Annotated in this window: 13 protein-coding genes and 1 tRNA gene; 8 read left to right on the top strand and 6 right to left on the bottom strand. The window is 69.3% G+C overall.

Annotation, left to right across the window (positions count from 1 at the left end; translation table 11 throughout):
• Nucleotides 1-164: 164 nt before the first annotated feature.
• Nucleotides 165-1,565 (top strand): pyridoxal phosphate-dependent decarboxylase family protein, encoded by a 1,401-nt coding sequence (locus ACFQ7Q_RS34585; RefSeq protein ID WP_383562214.1) that lies wholly within the window; start codon nt 165-167, stop codon nt 1,563-1,565.
• Nucleotides 1,562-2,974 carry a lysine N(6)-hydroxylase/L-ornithine N(5)-oxygenase family protein gene (locus tag ACFQ7Q_RS34580; RefSeq protein WP_383562212.1) on the top strand — a complete coding sequence of 471 codons (1,413 nt, stop codon included), beginning with the start codon at nt 1,562-1,564 and terminating at the stop codon, nt 2,972-2,974. The genes ACFQ7Q_RS34585 and ACFQ7Q_RS34580 overlap by 4 nt, the downstream gene beginning before the upstream one ends.
• A 10-nt stretch (nt 2,975-2,984) precedes the next feature.
• On the opposite strand, the gene ACFQ7Q_RS34575 is transcribed toward ACFQ7Q_RS34580, so the two are convergent.
• Nucleotides 2,985-4,784: a bifunctional metallophosphatase/5'-nucleotidase gene (locus tag ACFQ7Q_RS34575; RefSeq protein ID WP_383562210.1), complete on the bottom strand. Its 1,800-nt coding sequence runs from the start codon at nt 4,782-4,784 to the stop codon at nt 2,985-2,987.
• Nucleotides 4,785-4,918: 134 nt separating this feature from the next.
• Here ACFQ7Q_RS34575 and ACFQ7Q_RS34570 point away from each other — a divergent pair, with 134 nt between their 5' ends.
• The 5 genes from ACFQ7Q_RS34570 (at nt 4,919) to ACFQ7Q_RS34550 (ending at nt 10,791) form a co-directional block, all read left to right on the top strand.
• Nucleotides 4,919-5,590: an SIMPL domain-containing protein gene (locus ACFQ7Q_RS34570; protein WP_383562208.1), complete on the top strand. Its 672-nt coding sequence runs from the start codon at nt 4,919-4,921 to the stop codon at nt 5,588-5,590.
• Nucleotides 5,591-5,681: 91 nt separating this feature from the next.
• Nucleotides 5,682-6,794 (top strand): hypothetical protein, encoded by a 1,113-nt coding sequence (locus ACFQ7Q_RS34565; protein WP_383562206.1) that lies wholly within the window; start codon nt 5,682-5,684, stop codon nt 6,792-6,794.
• Between the two features lie 8 nt (nt 6,795-6,802).
• A complete protein-coding gene (locus tag ACFQ7Q_RS34560; RefSeq protein ID WP_383562204.1) occupies nt 6,803-8,212 on the top strand; it encodes a toll/interleukin-1 receptor domain-containing protein in 1,410 nt (469 codons plus the stop codon).
• 134 nt (nt 8,213-8,346) lie between these two features.
• Nucleotides 8,347-9,783, top strand: a complete 1,437-nt coding sequence (gene pyk, locus ACFQ7Q_RS34555; RefSeq protein ID WP_383562202.1) for a pyruvate kinase — start codon at nt 8,347-8,349, stop codon at nt 9,781-9,783.
• Nucleotides 9,784-9,837: 54 nt separating this feature from the next.
• On the top strand, nt 9,838-10,791 hold the full coding sequence (locus ACFQ7Q_RS34550) for a DUF4331 family protein (protein WP_383562200.1): 954 nt from the start codon (nt 9,838-9,840) through the stop codon (nt 10,789-10,791).
• An 84-nt stretch (nt 10,792-10,875) separates the two neighbouring features.
• On the opposite strand, the gene ACFQ7Q_RS34545 is transcribed toward ACFQ7Q_RS34550, so the two are convergent.
• Nucleotides 10,876-10,948: transfer RNA gene (locus ACFQ7Q_RS34545), tRNA-Leu, on the bottom strand.
• Between the two features lie 113 nt (nt 10,949-11,061).
• Here ACFQ7Q_RS34545 and ACFQ7Q_RS34540 point away from each other — a divergent pair.
• A complete protein-coding gene (locus tag ACFQ7Q_RS34540) occupies nt 11,062-11,718 on the top strand; it encodes an ANTAR domain-containing response regulator (protein WP_383562198.1) in 657 nt (218 codons plus the stop codon).
• Nucleotides 11,719-11,791: 73 nt separating this feature from the next.
• Here the strand turns inward: ACFQ7Q_RS34540 and ACFQ7Q_RS34535 are convergent, their stop codons facing one another.
• The 4 genes from ACFQ7Q_RS34535 to ACFQ7Q_RS34520 are packed head-to-tail and all read right to left on the bottom strand — an operon-like array spanning nt 11,792 to nt 16,207.
• A complete protein-coding gene (locus tag ACFQ7Q_RS34535; protein ID WP_383562196.1) occupies nt 11,792-12,508 on the bottom strand; it encodes an ABC transporter ATP-binding protein in 717 nt (238 codons plus the stop codon).
• Nucleotides 12,505-13,497 carry an ABC transporter ATP-binding protein gene (locus ACFQ7Q_RS34530; protein WP_383562216.1) on the bottom strand — a complete coding sequence of 331 codons (993 nt, stop codon included), beginning with the start codon at nt 13,495-13,497 and terminating at the stop codon, nt 12,505-12,507. The genes ACFQ7Q_RS34535 and ACFQ7Q_RS34530 overlap by 4 nt, the downstream gene beginning before the upstream one ends.
• A 5-nt stretch (nt 13,498-13,502) precedes the next feature.
• A complete protein-coding gene (locus ACFQ7Q_RS34525; RefSeq protein WP_383562194.1) occupies nt 13,503-15,269 on the bottom strand; it encodes a branched-chain amino acid ABC transporter permease in 1,767 nt (588 codons plus the stop codon).
• Between the two features lie 5 nt (nt 15,270-15,274).
• Nucleotides 15,275-16,207 carry a branched-chain amino acid ABC transporter permease gene (locus ACFQ7Q_RS34520; RefSeq protein WP_383562192.1) on the bottom strand — a complete coding sequence of 311 codons (933 nt, stop codon included), beginning with the start codon at nt 16,205-16,207 and terminating at the stop codon, nt 15,275-15,277.
• Nucleotides 16,208-16,287 lie beyond the last annotated feature (80 nt).

Below are 16,287 nucleotides of genomic sequence, written 5' to 3'. Positions count from 1 at the left end.
CCTCCCGGTGGGGAGCGGGGGCCGGGCGGGCACGACCCACCCACCTGTCCGCACCCGAACGCCCACCACGAGGGACGGGGCCTTGTCCAGGCCCTGTCCCTCGTTCGGGTTACATGATCCCGCCCAACGGACAAACCCCCAGAACCCCCGACAGGCTCGTGCCCATGCGTGCCTCACCCCCATCCCTCGCCGGAGGCGAGACCGGCCCCGACGCCCTGCGCCCCCTCCTGGACACCGTCCTCGACGCCCTGCGCGAAGGCGCCCACGCACGCGGCGGGCCGATCCCGGCCGGTGGGCCGGACGCGGTCACCGCCCGGGTGCGGGAGGCACTGGGGGAGGCCCTCCCCGAGGCCGGCACCGACCCCACCACCACCCTCCACGCCCTCGTCCGCGCCCTGGCGGAAGGCGCCGCAGACCCCGCCCATCCCCTCTGCGCCGCCCACCTCCACACCCCGCCCCTCGCGCTCGCCGCCGCCGCAGACCTCGCCGCCTCCGCGCTCAACCCCTCCATGGACTCCTGGGACCAGGCCCCCGCCGCCTCCGCCCTGGAGGCGGCGGTCACCGAGGCCCTCGCCAAGGCCGCGTACCCCACCGCGCCCCGCCCCGACGCCCTCGTCACCACCGGCGGCACCGAGTCCAACCAGCTCGCCCTCCTCCTCGCCCGCGAGCGCCACGGCCCCGGCCACCCCCTCCAGGTCGTCGTCGGCGCCGACGCCCACCACTCCTTCCACCGCGCCGCCTGGCTCCTCGGCCTGCCCGAACCGGTGACCGTGCCCACCCCGAACGGCACCCTCGACCCCGTCGCCCTCGACGAGGCGCTCACCGACCTCCACGGCCCCCTCCTCGTCGCCGCGACCGCCGGGACGACCGACACCGGCCGCATCGACCCGCTCCCCGAGATCGCCACGCTCTGCGAGGCCCACCACGCCGACCTCCACGTCGACGCGGCCTACGGCGGAGCCGCGCTCTTCAGCGACACCCACCGCCCTCTCCTCGCCGGCCTCGACCGCGCCCGCTCCGTCACGCTCGACCTGCACAAACTCGGCTGGCAGCCGGTCGCCGCCGGACTCCTCGCCGTCCGCGACGCGGCCGACCTCGCCGTCCTCACCCACACGGCCGACTACCTCAACGCCGACGACGACACCGAGGCCGGCCTCCCCGACCTCCTCGGCCGCTCCCTGCGCACCACCCGCCGCCCCGACATCCTCAAGATCGCCGTCACGCTGCGCGCCCTCGGCCGTGGCGGACTCGGCGAGCTCGTCGACCGGGTCCACGCGCTCGCCCAGCACCTCGCCGATCAGGTCGAGAAGGCCCCCGGTCTGGAGCTGTACGAGCGTCCGACGCTGACGACCGTCCTGTTCCGACCGAGGGGCGCCGACGACACCACCGTCGCCGCGATCCGGCGCACCCTCCTCGGCGAAGGCCGCGCCGTCCTCGGCCGGGCCCGCGAGGACGGCCGGCTCTGGCTCAAGGCCACCCTGCTCAACCCCCACGCGACCCCCGCCGACCTCGAAGAGATCCTCACCCTCGTAGAAGCCCTGACGGAAGGCAGCACCGACCGATGACGGCCAGCACCCCCCAGCGAGACCTCGATCAGCCCCATGACCTGGTGGGCATCGGCATCGGCCCCTTCAACCTCTCCCTCGCCGCGCTGGCCCACGGCGTCCCCGGCGGCCTCGCGGCCACCTTCTTCGAGCAGAACCCGGCCTTCCACTGGCACCCCGGCCTGCTGATCGAGGGCGCCACCCTCCAGGTTCCGTTCCTCGCCGACCTGGTGACCCTCGCCGACCCCGCCAGCCCCTGGTCCTTCCTCAGCTATCTGCGCACCCGCGACCGGCTCTTCCCCTTCTACTTCGCGGAGAAGTTCCACATCCAGCGCGCCGAGTACGACGCCTACTGCCGCTGGGTCAGCACCCGCCTCCCCGGACTGCACTTCGGCCACCAGGTCGACGCCGTCCGCTGGAACCCCGAACGCACCCTGTTCGAGGTCGACTTCACCCAGCTCGACACGGAGGGCGAGGCCGAGGCGCTGGGCCGCGCGTACACCAGGAACGTCGTCCTCGGAGTCGGCACCGAGCCGTACGTCCCCGAGCCGCTGAAGCCGCTCGCCGCCGCCCCGAACGTCCCCGTCATCCACTCCGCCGAGTACCTCGACCACCGCGATCGGCTCCTCGCCGCCGAGCACGTCACCGTCATCGGCTCCGGCCAGTCCGGAGCCGAGATCTTCCTCGACCTGCTCAAGGCCCGGCCCGCCGGCGCCGAGAGGATCCACTGGCTGGCACGGACGGAGGCCTTCGCGCCGATGGAGTACTCCAAGCTCGGTCTGGAGCACTTCACCCCCGACTACACCCGCTACTTCCACTCCCTGCCCGAGTCCGTGCGCAACGAACTCGCCCCCCGCCAGTGGCAGTTGCACAAGGGCATCGACGCCGACACCATCGCCGCCATCCACGAGGAGCTCTACCGGCGCACCCTGCACGGCGGCTGGCCGGACGCCGTCCTCACCCCCGGCGTCCAGGTCCGCACCGCCGGCCGGGTCGCCACCACCAAGGTGGAACTGCATCTGGAGCACATCCAGGAAGGCACCCGCTCCCGCCTCACCACCGACGCCGTCGTCCTCGCCACCGGCTACAAGGAGCGCCCGCTCGACCGGATGCTCGCCGGACTCGACCCGTACACACGGCACGACTCGGCCGGGCGGCCGAGGATCGACAGCGAGTTCCGGATCGTCCTCGACGACTCCGTGACCGGCTCCGTCTACGTCCAGAACGCCGAGAAGCACACCCATGGCGTCGGCGCCCCCGACCTCGGGCTCGCCGCCTGGCGCAGCGCCACCATCCTCAACTCGGTCACCGGCAAGGAGCCGTACCCGCTGCCGCGCCGCACCGCCTTCACCAGCTTCGGCCTGGAACGGCGAGAGGCGCCACGCGTCCCGGCCCAGGGCCAGGCGTTGACGCCTCTCACACAGAGCTGAGCCGCGGGGCTCAGAACACCGGCACACCGTCCCGGGTCAGCTTCCAGTCCACCGACGCGAACTGGCCCGGATCGATCGACCCCTTCGCCTTCACCCACTGGATGATGGTGTTGCGGATCTCGTCCGAGTTGGCCCACAGCTGCTTGGCGTTCGCGACGTGAGGGAACGCGCCGCCGCCGCTCGCCCGGTAGTTGTTCACGGCGAGCACGAACTGCGCGGCCGGGTCGATCGGCTTGCCGCCGAAGGACAGGTTCACGATCCGCGAGCCGGCCGGCTTGGCGATGTCGATCTCGTACGTCACGCCGTACACCGCGTCGTAGTTGTAGTCCGGGGTGCCGTCCGCGTTCGTCAGCTTCGCGGTGTCCACGGGAGCGCCCGCCGGCGTCCGGACGTAGTACCGGGCCGAGAACTCCAGGTAGTCCTTGATCTGGGCACCCGTGAGAAGACGGGCCTCCAGGGTGTTCTCGAAGACGTACAGCCCGGCCGCGTCCCTGATGGTGACCTGCCCGGACGGGATCGCCGCCGTACGGGAGAAGCAGGACGCCTGCGAGAGGACCGGCAGGGCCGCGTACTCGCCGCCGGCCAGCGCCGCCTTCACCGTCTCGGCCTGGACGTGGTTGATCAGGTCGATGATCGGCTCGTCCTTCCACGGCGCGTCGGCCGTGGCCATGGTCGCGGTGGAGGTGCCGATGATCTGGTTGACGTACGCCACGACCTTCTTGTGCTCGTCGGAGAGCAGCCCGACGATCTTCGGGTCCTCCTCCACCGTGTTGGAGTTCAGGACCTGGGCTCCGACCTTCTCGACGACCCAGCGGCCCTTCTGCCACACGAGCTCGAAGTCGAAGAGGGTGAGGCGCTGCCCCCACTTCAGCGGCTCGGACAGCACGACGTCCTTGCCGGTCTCCTTGTTCTTCACCCGGTACTCGGGGATCTCGGTGTGGGCATGCCCCACGAGGATCGCGTCGATGCCGGGGACCTGCTCGGCCACGAGCCCGGCCGCGTTCTCGACGTGGGGGAGCTGGTCACCGTACGAGGACGTGCCGCTGGAGCCGCTGTGCGCCGACACGACCACCACGTCCGCGCCCATCGAACGCAGCTTCGGCACCCACTTCGCCGCCTGCTCCTCCAGGCCGGGGAAGACCATCTTGCCGCTGACGTTGGCCTTGTCCCAGATGGCGATGCCCGGGTTGGTGAGGCCGAGTATCGCGACCTTCACGTCCCGGCCGTGCGGGGTCCGCAGCCGGTGCATGCTGTACGGCGGGAACGCCGGCCGCAGCGTCTTCGCGTCGAGCGCGTTGGCGCCGAGCAGCGGGAAGTCGCACTGCTCCTCGAACTTCCGCAGCACCGGGATGCCGTAGTTGAACTCGTGGTTGCCGAGGGCTGCGGCGTCGTAGCCGATGGCGTTCATCGCCTGCGCCATCGGGTGCACGGGACCGCGCCGGGCGGTGATCGGGTCGACCTTGGCGTAGTAGTACGAGAGCTGGGTGCCCTGGATGGTGTCGCCGGCGTCGATGAGGAGCGTGTTGCGCTTCCCCTTCGCCGTGCGCACCTGGTCGACCAGGGTGGAGATCTTCGCGAGGCCGACGTCGTTGTGGGCCTTGTCGTCGAACTCCTTGTCGGTGAAGTAGTCCCAGTTGAAGACGTTTCCGTGCAGGTCGGTGGTGCCCATCACGGTGAAGGAGTACCGCTTGGCCGGCCTCGGACGAGGTCCGTGGGCCTGGGCCGGGGCGGTGGCGACACCCGTGGCGAGGGTGGCTCCGGCTCCGACGGCGACGGAGCTCTCCAGGAACGTCCGGCGGTTCAGCGGCATGTGTTCTCCTTGGTCCAGTGGTGCACAACGCGCGTAGATTCTGGCCCACCCGTCACGTCGGCAACAGAGCTTTCGGGTTACGGAGTGGGAAAGTGTTCGGGACCGCAGCCGTCGCCCGCACGAGGGAGCCAGAAGTGACGACCCCACACCCGACCCCGGAAGCACCCCAGGTGGCCGTCCGCGGAGAGGCCCGACTCGAAGTCGACCCGGAAGTCGCCCGCATCGCCGTGACGGTCAGCGCCCGCGGCACCGACAGGTCGGCGACCCTCGCGGACCTCACCCGGCGCAACGCACTCGCCCTCGATCTCGCGAAGTCCTATGGAGAGGCCGTCGAGAAGCTGGAGACCGGTGCCTTCTCCATCACGCCCGAACCGGGCAAGCATGGCCGCGGCGAGCGGATCCGCGCCTACCAGGGCCGCGTCCTGCTCACCGTCGAACTCTCCGACTTCACCGCCCTCGGGGAACTCACCACCCGCCTCGCCGACCTCGACCTCACCCGCGTCGACGGCCCCTGGTGGGCGCTGCGCCCCGACTCGGCCGCCTACGCCGAAGCTCGCCGCACGGCGGTGGGCGAGGCGGTCCAGCGCGCCCGCGCCTACGCGGCGGCGCTCGGCACCACCCTCGCCGCCCTCCTGGAACTCTCCGACACGGGCCTCGTCCCGCCGCCGGCCGCACTGGGCGGGATGCGCATGGCCTTCGCCGCGGAATCCGCGGACGTCCCCCCGCCCCTCGACCTGGAACCCCAGCGCCAGACGGTCACGGCCGAGGTGACCGCCCGCTTCACCATGCAGCCGCCGGAGCTCTAAGGCCCAGGGGCGGTGCACGCTCCTCGTGTTCCGGTGCGAGGCCGGCAGTTTGCCCGTGTCGAGGGGCGGATAGCTAACCCGTGCGCTTGGCATGACGAAGAAGGCACTGGGGGGAATGATGAGGCCGCTTATCGCTGTGGTGGGCAGCGTGGATCCTGACCGTACCTACGATCCGCCCTTGGCCGATGCGGCGCCGGTGCTGACGGCCTGCGAGGAGATCGGCACAGCGCTGGCGGAAACAGGCTGCGATCTCGTCGTGTACTCCAGCGAGGCCCAGTTCGTGGAGGACCGAGTCGTCACGGGGTACGTGGCGCACGGTGAGGTCCCTCCCGGATCGATCCAGGTCAGACCGCCTTACGGGGAGGCCGAAACGGACTTCCCCATGCTGGCAGAGCGCCCAGAGGTGTTCGACGTGCGCTACGAGGCGGGGGAGAACTGGGAGACCAGCTTCTACCGCTCGCTGCGGGAGGTGGACGGCGTCGTGCTCCTGGGCGGTGGGCGATCCACGTTGATCACCGGCATGGTGTGTCTGGCGTTCGGGGTTCCCGTGGCCACGGTGCCGCGCTTCGGCGGCTCCGGCCGGACCGTGTGGGACACCATGAACCGGACGACTCACCATGCGACCGCGGACGAGGTCTCCGCCATGGGGGCGGAGTGGAGTGCCGGTTCGGCGCTCCGCTTGGTGCAACTCCTGCTTGTGCAAGGGGAGCGGCGCGACGAGCAGCGGCGCGAGGAGTCCCGTTCGCAGCGCCGGGCGGCGTGGCGCAGTGGCTTCGGGATCGCGTTCGGGCTGCTCCTCCTGTGTGTCGGACTGGCGATGATTCCGATCGCCTATGCCCTGAAGGCGAGTGCCTTCGTCAACCTGACCAGTCTCGTCGTCGGAGCGCTTGCCACAGGCACGTCGGGTGCCATTACTCGCAACGCGTTCGACCGAGGCGAACACTGGGCGAGGACGGCGGCGCTGGGCATGTCGGCGGGGGCCGTTTCCTTTCTTCTCTTCGTCTCGGCCCAGCTGGCTGCTTCGCCGGAGATTCTGACGGGAGAAGGAGCCAGGCGCCTGCTCTTCTTCGTGCTCACGGTGGGATTCGTGTCCGGCTTCACGTTCGACGCCCTGTACGGCCGACTCAAGCAGGCCGACCCGCAGGCACAGCCGGCCGTGCCACTGTCGACGAGCCCTCCGCCCGGCGGGGCGAACGGAGGATGACATTGAGCTTGCCCGCTCCCCGGCCCGGCCCCGGCCGACTCAATGTGTTTCTCAGCCACCGGTACCACTCCCCGGCCGAGAACGCGTACTTCTGGCTGCTGCTCAGCTCCGTGGAGGACGTCTCCTTCAGAGTCGACGAGGGCGTTTCCTTCACCAGCCCGGTCAGGCTGGAACGAATGATCAGGGAAGCCGATGGCTTCGTCGGCATCTACCCTTTGGCCGGAAAGCCGAGGGAGGTGTACACGCGGTCGGCACTGCGCCACGCGGCACGGTACTTCAGACTGGAACTGAGCATGGCCGTCCGCGCCCGCAAGCCGGCGATCGTCTTCCATGACCAGCGTCTGGTCCCCGCTCTGAAGATGCCTACGGACGTGCGCCTCGTCGCGTACGACGCACAAGAGCTCGGCACCGAGGATCAATCCTCGCTGCCGACGAGGGCGGCCAATGCCTACCGGGAGTTCATCGCAGACGCCCGCGCCGCCGCGTCACCCGGAGACCCGGGGCGCACGTACCAGCAGCGTCAGGTGGGGCTCGTCATCTCGCCGTCGAACGAGCCGGTGGTGGTGGAGCTGTGTGATCTCCTCCACGAGTACGGATGGGAGCCCGTGAGGCTGCCGTGGCCGCCACGTCTGCACCTCGACTCGATCACGACTCTGCGCCAGTGCGACTGGGCTGTTGTCGACCTCGACGATCCTTCGTCGCGTGTCATGGCGGCCTTCACGCACGGCCAGTCCATCCCGACATTGCCGATCGCTTCGGCTGCCGCGGCCGATGGTTCCACCGAGGGCGTCCCCGACGAGGAGACGCTGTACGGCGACGAGGGCACCGGGCACAGGAAGGCCATCATCCGCTGGACCGGACCGGCGAACCTGAGGCAGTCCTTCGAAGACCACCTGGGAGTCATCGACGAGCAGCCGCGCTACGTCGGAGGCTGGAAGCAGGCAGCCGAATACTTCCGCTCGGCGACCAAGCGCAGTGAACGCGTCTTCCTGAGCTACGCCGCGGAGGACAGTGACCAGGGAGCGGCCTTCTCACGGCTCCTCAACGACAGGTTCCAGCACGTCTTCGACTACCGATCGTCTCAGGCCATCCCGGCCGGAGAGCCATGGATGGAGCACCTCCTCAGCGGACTGGCACGGTCTGCCGTCGGTGTTCTGCTCATGTCCGAGGCGTACCGGTCGAGCAAGTACTGCCTCCTCGAAGCGCGAGAGCTGTACAGAGCGGCAGTCGAGGGCCGGGCGAGACTCGTACCGGTACGCCTGGAGGCGACGTCCGAACTTCCTGATTTCCTGGAAGGGGTGCAGTACCGGGCCCTCTACAAGCGGTCGGCGCAGGACATCGTCGATGAGCTCGTGTCCGAGCTTGCCGGGACGCGGCAGGGTGGATCCGTCACCCGGGGCTCCGATTTCACCCTGTGATCAACTCCTGACGCATGCTCATCGGAGCAGGGATCTGCACACTTAAACACTTGTCAATAACCCTTCACGCAAAGGTTGTTGAACAGTCATGCCCGGCTTCTTCTCTACCCACCGGTAAGCCCTAGGCTCGAACCATGCGCCGAGCAAAGATCGTTTGTACCCTGGGCCCCGCCACCGACACATACGAGCAGATCAAGGCTCTGGTCGAAGCGGGAATGGACGTCGCCCGATTCAACCTCAGCCACGGCGGCTACGCCGAGCACGAGGAGCGCTACCAGCGCGTTCGCAAAGCCTCGGACGAGACCGGCCGCAGCATCGGTGTCCTCGCCGACCTTCAAGGCCCGAAGATCCGCCTCGGCCGCTTCCGTGAAGGCCCCGTACTCCTTGAACGCGGCGACGAATTCACCATCACCGTCGAACCCGTCGAGGGCGACCGCCACATCTGCGGCACCACCTACGACGGCCTCGCCGCCGACGTCACCGCCGGTGAGCGCATCCTCGTCGACGACGGACGCGTCACCCTCGAAGTCACCTCCGTCGACGGACCCCGCGTCCACACCCGCGTCGTCGAAGGCGGAATGGTCTCCGACAACAAGGGCCTCAACCTCCCCGGGGTGGCGGTCTCCGTCCCCGCGCTCTCCGAGAAGGACATCGACGACCTCCGCTGGGCGCTGCGCACCGGAGCCGACATCATCGCCCTCTCCTTCGTCCGCAGCGGCCGCGACATCGAGGACGTCCACCGCGTCATGGACGAGGAAGGCCGCCGCCTCCCCGTCATCGCCAAGATCGAGAAGCCCCAGGCCGTCGAGAACATCGACGACATCGTCGCCGCCTTCGACGGCATCATGGTCGCCCGCGGCGACCTCGGCGTCGAGATGCCCCTCGAACAGGTCCCGATCGTCCAGAAGCGCGCCATCAAGCTCGCCAAGCGCAACGCCAAGCCGGTCATCGTCGCCACCCAGATGCTCGACTCGATGATCGACAACTCCCGCCCGACGCGTGCCGAGGCGAGCGACGTGGCGAACGCCGTCATCGACGGCACCGACGCCGTGATGCTCTCCGGCGAGACCAGCGTCGGCAAGTACCCCATCGAGACCGTCCGCACCATGGGCCGGATCGTCGAGGCCGCCGAGGAGGACGTGCTCGCCAAGGGCCTCCCGCCGCTGACCGAGCGGAACAAGCCCCGTACGCAGGGCGGAGCCGTCGCCCGCGCCGCCGCCGAGATGGGCGACTTCCTCGGCGCCAAGTTCCTCGTCGCCTTCACCCAGTCCGGCGACACCGTCAAGCGCCTCTCCCGCTACCGCTCGCCCATCCCGCTGCTGGCCTTCACGCCCGACCCGGCCACCCGCTCCCAGCTCAACCTCACCTGGGGCGTCGAGACCTTCCTCGGCCCGCACGTCGACTCCACCGACGCCATGGTCGCCCAGGTCGACGAAGAGCTCCTGCGGATCGGGCGCTGCCGGAAGGGCGACGTCGTCGTCATCACCGCCGGCTCCCCGCCCGGCGTCCCCGGCTCCACCAACCTCGTCCGTGTCCACCACATCGGCGAGGACGACAGCCCGAAGGAGTGACCACGGCGGCCCCGTCGCGCCACGACCCCCCTGTCGTGCCGCGAAGGTGACGCCATGTCACACCACCTCAGCGGACCCCACCTGCGCTCCCCGATGGACGACGCCCGCCTGGACCTGACCGACCTCTTCGCCTTCACGGTCCCCGGCGGGCGCACCGCGCTCATCATGAACGTCAACCCGATCGCGCCCACCGGGGGCACCGCGTTCCACCCCGACGCGGTCTACCGCATCAACGTCGACACCGACGGCGACAACCAGGCCGACATCGCCTTCAGCTTCACCTTCTCCGACCCCGCGGAGGACGGCGAGCAGACCCTCACCCTCCACCGCGCCACCGGCGCCGAGGCCCGCGCCCACGAAGCCACCGGCACCCCGATCTTCACCGACGTCCCCGTCTCCTTCGGCCGCGAACTCTCCGTCACCGAAGCCGACGGCTACAAGGTCTCCGCCGGACTGCGCAGCGACCCCTTCTTCGCCGACCTCGACGGCATCGTCGCCGACTTCAACTGGACCGGCACCGACTGGGGCGCCGACAAGAACGTCTTCGGCATCGCCCTCGAAGTCCCCGACGCCGCACTCGGCGACAACCCCGAGATCGGAGTCTGGGCCCGCGTCAGCCTCCACGCCGACGGCGAACTGAAGTCCGTCGACCGAGGCGCCCACCCCTCCCTCACGGCGTACTTCAACGCCGAGGAGGTCAAGGACGCCTACAACGAGGGGGAACCGGCCGACGACGTGGCGACGTACCTCGAACCCTGGAAGGCGGCCCTCGCCCACACCGGCGGCTACGCCCCGGACGCGGCGGAAGAGGCGCTGCGGACCGTCCTTCCCGACGTCCTGCGCTACGACCGCACCAAGCCCGCCGCCTACCCCAACGGCCGCACGCTCACGGACGACGTCACATCGGCCCGGCTGGCGATGGTCTCCAACGGCAAGGTCACCTCGGACCACATCGGCCCCCACGCGGACCTGTTGCCGCACTTCCCCTACCTGGGAACGCCGCACTGAGTCGGTCGCGGTTCGGCCGGCACGGTCACCGGGTCGGCCGAAGATCGTCGGCGGAAAGTTCGAACCTTTAAATCGAAGGTAGAGTGCCCCGGGTGGGATTCGAACCCACGCTGGATGGTGTTTGAGACCACTGCCTCTACCGCTGGGCTACCGGGGCATCCTTCAGAACGAAGATCGGCGGTCACCCGCCGTGCCCCCACCTTACAGGAGGTGGGTAGGCTCTTGGGGAGCTGTATCCGCCTTGGAAGAGGCCTTGAACGAGGAGCCCCCGTGACCGCCCCCGAGTCGCCCCAGCCCGCCGACGACGCCGACGCGTCGCACGTCCCGCCGCTGACGACCCGTGTCGTCATCGCCGAGGACGAGGCCCTCATCCGCCTCGATCTCAAAGAGATGCTCGAAGAAGAGGGCTACTCTGTCGTCGGCGAGGCCGGCGACGGTGCCCGGGCCGTCGAGCTCGCGCGGGAGCACCGCCCCGACCTCGTCATCCTCGATGTGAAGATGCCCGTCCTGGACGGCATCTCCGCCGCCGAGAAGATCGCCGGGGAGTCCATCGCCCCCGTCCTGATGCTCACCGCCTTCTCGCAGCGCGACCTCGTCGAGCGGGCGCGGGACGCCGGCGCCATGGCGTACCTCGTGAAGCCGTTCAGCAAGAGCGACGTCGTGCCGGCGATCGAGATGGCCGTGTCCCGGTTCGCGGAGCTGCGCGCGCTGGAGCAGGAGGTCGCCGACCTCTCGCAGCGGCTGGAGACCCGCAAGCTCGTCGACCGGGCGAAGAGCATCCTGCAGACGCAGTACGGCCTCACCGAGCCCGCCGCGTTCCGGTGGATCCAGAAGACCTCCATGGACCGCCGCATGTCGATGCAGCAGGTCGCCGAGGCGGTCATCGAGGACGCCGAGGAGAAGAAGGCCGGGAAGGGTCAGCAGTAACCACGGCCCGCAGACAGGAGAAGGCCCGCCCCACAACGCTGTGGGGCGGGCCTTCTGTCCGTGGGGACGGGTTCTACTCCTCGCCGAGGTAGGTCTTGCGGACCTCGTCGTCGTGGAGCAGGTCCTGGCCGGTGCCGGAGAGCTTGATGGTGCCGACCTCCAGGACGTAGCCGTAGTCCGCGAGGGACAGGGCGGCCTGCGCGTTCTGCTCGATGAGCAGGATGGTCATGCCCTCGGCCTTGAGCGTGGCGATGGTCTCCATGATCTTCTGCATCATGATCGGGGAGAGACCCATCGAAGGCTCGTCGAGCATGAGCAGCTTGGGCTGGGACATCAGCGCCCGGCCCATCGCCAGCATCTGCTGCTCACCACCGGAGAGGGTGCCCGCGGCCTGCTTGCGACGCTCGCCCAGGATCGGGAAGAGGTCGTAGGCGCGCTGGATGTCCTTCTCGATGCCGTCCTTGTCCTTGCGGAGGAAGGCGCCGAGCTGGAGGTTCTCGGCGATGGTCAGCTTCGGGAAGATGTGCCGGCCCTCGGGGGAGTGGGCCATGCCGAGGGAGACCACCTTGTGGGCGGGGATGCCGTTGAGCACCTGGCCGTCGAAGGTGATCTTCCCGCTCGCGGGCTTGATGAGGCCCGAGAGGGTGCGCAGGGTGGTCGTCTTGCCGGCGCCGTTGGTGCCGATGAGGCTGACGACCTGACCGGCCTCGACGGAGAAGGAGATGCCCTTGACGGCCTCGATCTTGCCGTAGGCGACCCTGAGGTCCTCGACCTCGAGAAGAGCGGTCACTTGGAGTCTCCTTCGGTGGTGCTTTCCGCTGCCGGAGCGTCGTCGGCCTCGGGGGCGTCCTCGGCCTCGGCCTCGGGGGCTGCGGGAGCCTCGTCGGCCGCGGCCTCCTCGGCTTCCGCCGCCTCGGCCTCGGCGTGTGCCTCCGCCGCCTCGACCTCCGCGACCTCCTCCGCGCCCGGCGCGCCCTCGAACGGCGTACCGAGGTACGCCGCGACGACGCGCTCGTCGCTCTGGACGACGTCGGAGGTGCCTTCGACGAGCTTCTCGCCCTGGACCAGCACCGCGACGCGGTCGCACAGGTTGAAGATGAACTTCATGTCGTGCTCGATGACCAGGACGGCGATGCCCTTGTCACGGATCGCGAAGACGAGCTCCTCGGTCGTGCGGGTCTCGTTCTGGTTCATGCCGGCCGTCGGCTCGTCGAGGAGCAGCAGACCGGGGTCGCTCGCCAGCGCCCGGGCGATCTCCAGCTTGCGCTGCTCGCCGTAGGGCAGGTTGCGGGCGAGGTGCTCCGCCTTGCTCGCCAGGCCGACGAACTCCAGCAGCTCCATGGCGCGTTCGCGCGAGGCGATCTCCGCCTTCTTGAAGCCCGGACCGCGCAGCAGCGCGGACCAGAGGCCCTCCTTGGTCCGGGTGTGGCGTCCGACGAGGACGTTCTCCAGGACCGTCATGTTGGAGAAGAGACGGATGTTCTGGAAGGTACGGGCGATGCCGGCCTTGGTGACCAGGTGCGGCTTGGGCGGCAGCACGGTCCCCTTGTAGCTGACCTGTCCCTCGGTGGGGATGTACAGACCGGTCAGGCAGTTGAAGAAGGTCGTCTTGCCGGCACCGTTGGGGCCGATGAGTCCGACGATCTCGCCCTCGCGGACGGTCAGGTCCACTCCGCGTACGGCGGTGAGTCCGCCGAAGCGCATGGTGACACCGCTGGCGTCGAGGACGGTGGCGGCGGTGGACGCCGCCGTCGTCGTTTCCGTGGTGGTGGTCGTCATGGCGTTCACGCCCCCGCCTTCGAGGTTCCGACGATGGGGTCGGCGGGGGGCCGCTGCTCCGGTACGTCGATCTTGTCGGCGTTCTCCTCGTGCTCGTGGTACTCGAGCTGCGCGCGCCGGTTGGGGATGAGGCCCTCCGGACGGAAGCGCATCAGCAGGATGAGCGCGAGACCGAACGCGAGGAGCTGGTAGTCCTTCAGGAAGGCCAGCTTCTCGGGGATGAGGAAGAGCAGCGCCGCGCCGAGGAGCGGGCCGCGGATGGTGCCCATGCCGCCGAGGATGACGGCCGCGAGAAGGAACGCGGAGTTCGGGGCGACGGGGCCGGCGAACACGTACATCTCGGGGAGGACCGTGCCCTGGAAGTGGGCCTGGACCGTGCCGGCGACGCCGGCGAGGGTGGCGCCGAGGGCGAAGGCGATGAGCTTGACCCGGAAGCCGTTGATGCCCATGGCGGTCGCCGCGGTCTCGTCCTCGCGGATGGCGACCCAGGCGCGGCCGATACGGGAGTCCTGCGCCCGGCTGAAGACCAGCACGACGAGGACCATCACCAGCAGCATCAGCAGGTAGTAGTTGGCGTACGAGCCGAGTTCCACGCCGAGGATGGTGTGGGTCTCGCCGAAGTCGTAGCCGAAGATGTTCAGCGCCGGGATGTTCGGGATGCCGTTCGGGCCGTTGGTGATCTGCGGACCGTTGTCGCCGTCCATGTTGTTGACGGTGATACGGAAGATCTCACCGAAGCCGAGCGTCACGATGGCGAGGTAGTCACCGTGCAGCCGCAGGGTCGGCGCGCCGATGATGACGCCGAAGACCAGCGAGGCCAGGGCGCCGATGATCATGGCGACCCAGAACGGCAGCTGGATGTCGAACGCGGAGGCGGTCGATCCCGAGACGAGGGCCGCCGTGTAGGCGCCGACGCCGAGGAAGGCGACGTAACCGAGGTCGAGCAGACCCGCCAGACCGACGACGACGTTCAGACCGAGGGCGACCGTGGCGAAGATCAGGATCTGCACCGCGATCACGGTGAACGTGTCGGTGGCCTGCGTGAAGGGGAAGACGGCCGCGGCGGCGAACGCCGCGACGGCGGCGATCTGCTTGTTCTTCGACGCGATGGCCGAGATACGGCTCACCAGACCGGACTTGTTGAGCGCGGCGGCACCGAAGCCCGCGAGGAGCAGGTAGCCGATGAACAGCTCGGGGTACTCGGTCGAGATGCCGTACGTGACGGCGTACATGCCGATCGCGAAGGCGGCGACGATGATCAGGATCTCGGCCCAGGAGGGGATCTCCTTGGGCTTCGCCGGCTTGCGGGAGTCGTCCTTGAGCAGGAACGCCGCCAGCGGGATCAGTACCGCGACGAAGGCCACGTACGCGCCGGGCTCCCAGTGCGCGATGCCGCCGAGCTGCGCCGCGATGGCGATCACGGTGTACCAGGTGGTGCCCAGCGTGCCGAGGGCGAGGAACTGCAGCGCCTTCGTCGAGCCGCCGGGGGTGAGCCAGCCCAGGCCCTTGACGCCGAGCCCGGAGAGGGCGAAGGCGATCAGGAGGAAGCCCGCGACGAGGGTCAGGACCTGGAGGCCGCCCGGGTAGCCGTTGACCGTGAGGTCGCCGGGGAACTCGGTGGTGTAGGTCCAGGCGAGGAAGGTGCTCGCGACGGAGGCGAGGCCGCCGGCCGCGACGATCCAGTGGAGGAGGCCCGGGCTCTTGGCGCCGGCCTGCTCGACGAGACCGGACTCCTGGGGAGCCTCGGGGGTCTTGGTGAGATCGGTCGTCATCGCGATCACGCCCTGTCCGCGGCGCGTTGTCCGAGCAGACCCTGTGGTCTGAACAGGAGCACCAGGATGAGGAGGGAGAACACCCAGATGTCCTTCCAGGCACCGCCGCCGAACTGGGCCATCCCGGGGATGTGCTCGACGTAGGCGATGGAGAGGGTCTCCGCCAGACCGAGCACCACGCCGCCGATCATGGCGCCGTAGATGTTGCCGATGCCACCGAGGACGGCTGCGGTGAAGGCCTTGAGGCCCAGCAGGAAGCCCATCTCGAAGCGGATCTGGCCCTTGTCGAGGCCCTCGGCGACCGCCGCGACCGCGGCGAATGCGGCGCCGATGGCGAAGGCCATCACGATGATGCGGTCGGTGTTGATACCCATCAGCTTCGCGGTGTCCGGGTCCTGCGCCGTGGCCTGCATGGCGCGGCCGCTGCGGCTCTTCGAGACGAAGAGGCCGAGGGCGAGCATGCACATCGGGGCGGCGACGAGGACGAACGTGTCAGCGCGGGAGATCGACAGGCCGTCGAAGATCTCGAAGGGTCCGCCCTTGAACTCGGGGAAGGTGACCTTGCTCTTGGCTCCCGGGTAGAAACCCCAGATGAGCTGCTGGAGCACGATCGACAGACCGATGGCCGTGATCAGGGGGGCGAGCCGGGGCGCGCCGCGCAGGGGACGGTAGGCGAAGCGTTCGGCGGCGGTGGCGACGGCCACGGAGACCACCGCGCCGCCTATCAGCATCACGGGGATCGCGATCACGAGGGCGGTGCCCTCGGGCAGGATCGTGTACGCCGTGAGGGCGCCGAAGCCCCCGATCATGAAGATCTCGCCATGGGCGAAGTTGATGAGCTGGACGATGCCGTAGACCATCGTGTAACCGATGGCGATGAGGCCGTAAAGGGCCCCCAGGGCAAGGCCGTCGGCCAGCTGTTGCGGCAGTTCGTTCACCGCAGGGCCTCCGATGAGCGCGCGTACTGACGGCACTGGGCCGTGCCGACTGAGACGCGCGTCACGAGGGCCGCCCCGGA

This window comes from Streptomyces sp. NPDC056527, from assembly GCF_042794475.1.
Classification (GTDB): domain Bacteria; phylum Actinomycetota; class Actinomycetes; order Streptomycetales; family Streptomycetaceae; genus Streptomyces.
This window is presented reverse-complemented; position numbering and strand designations above follow the sequence as displayed.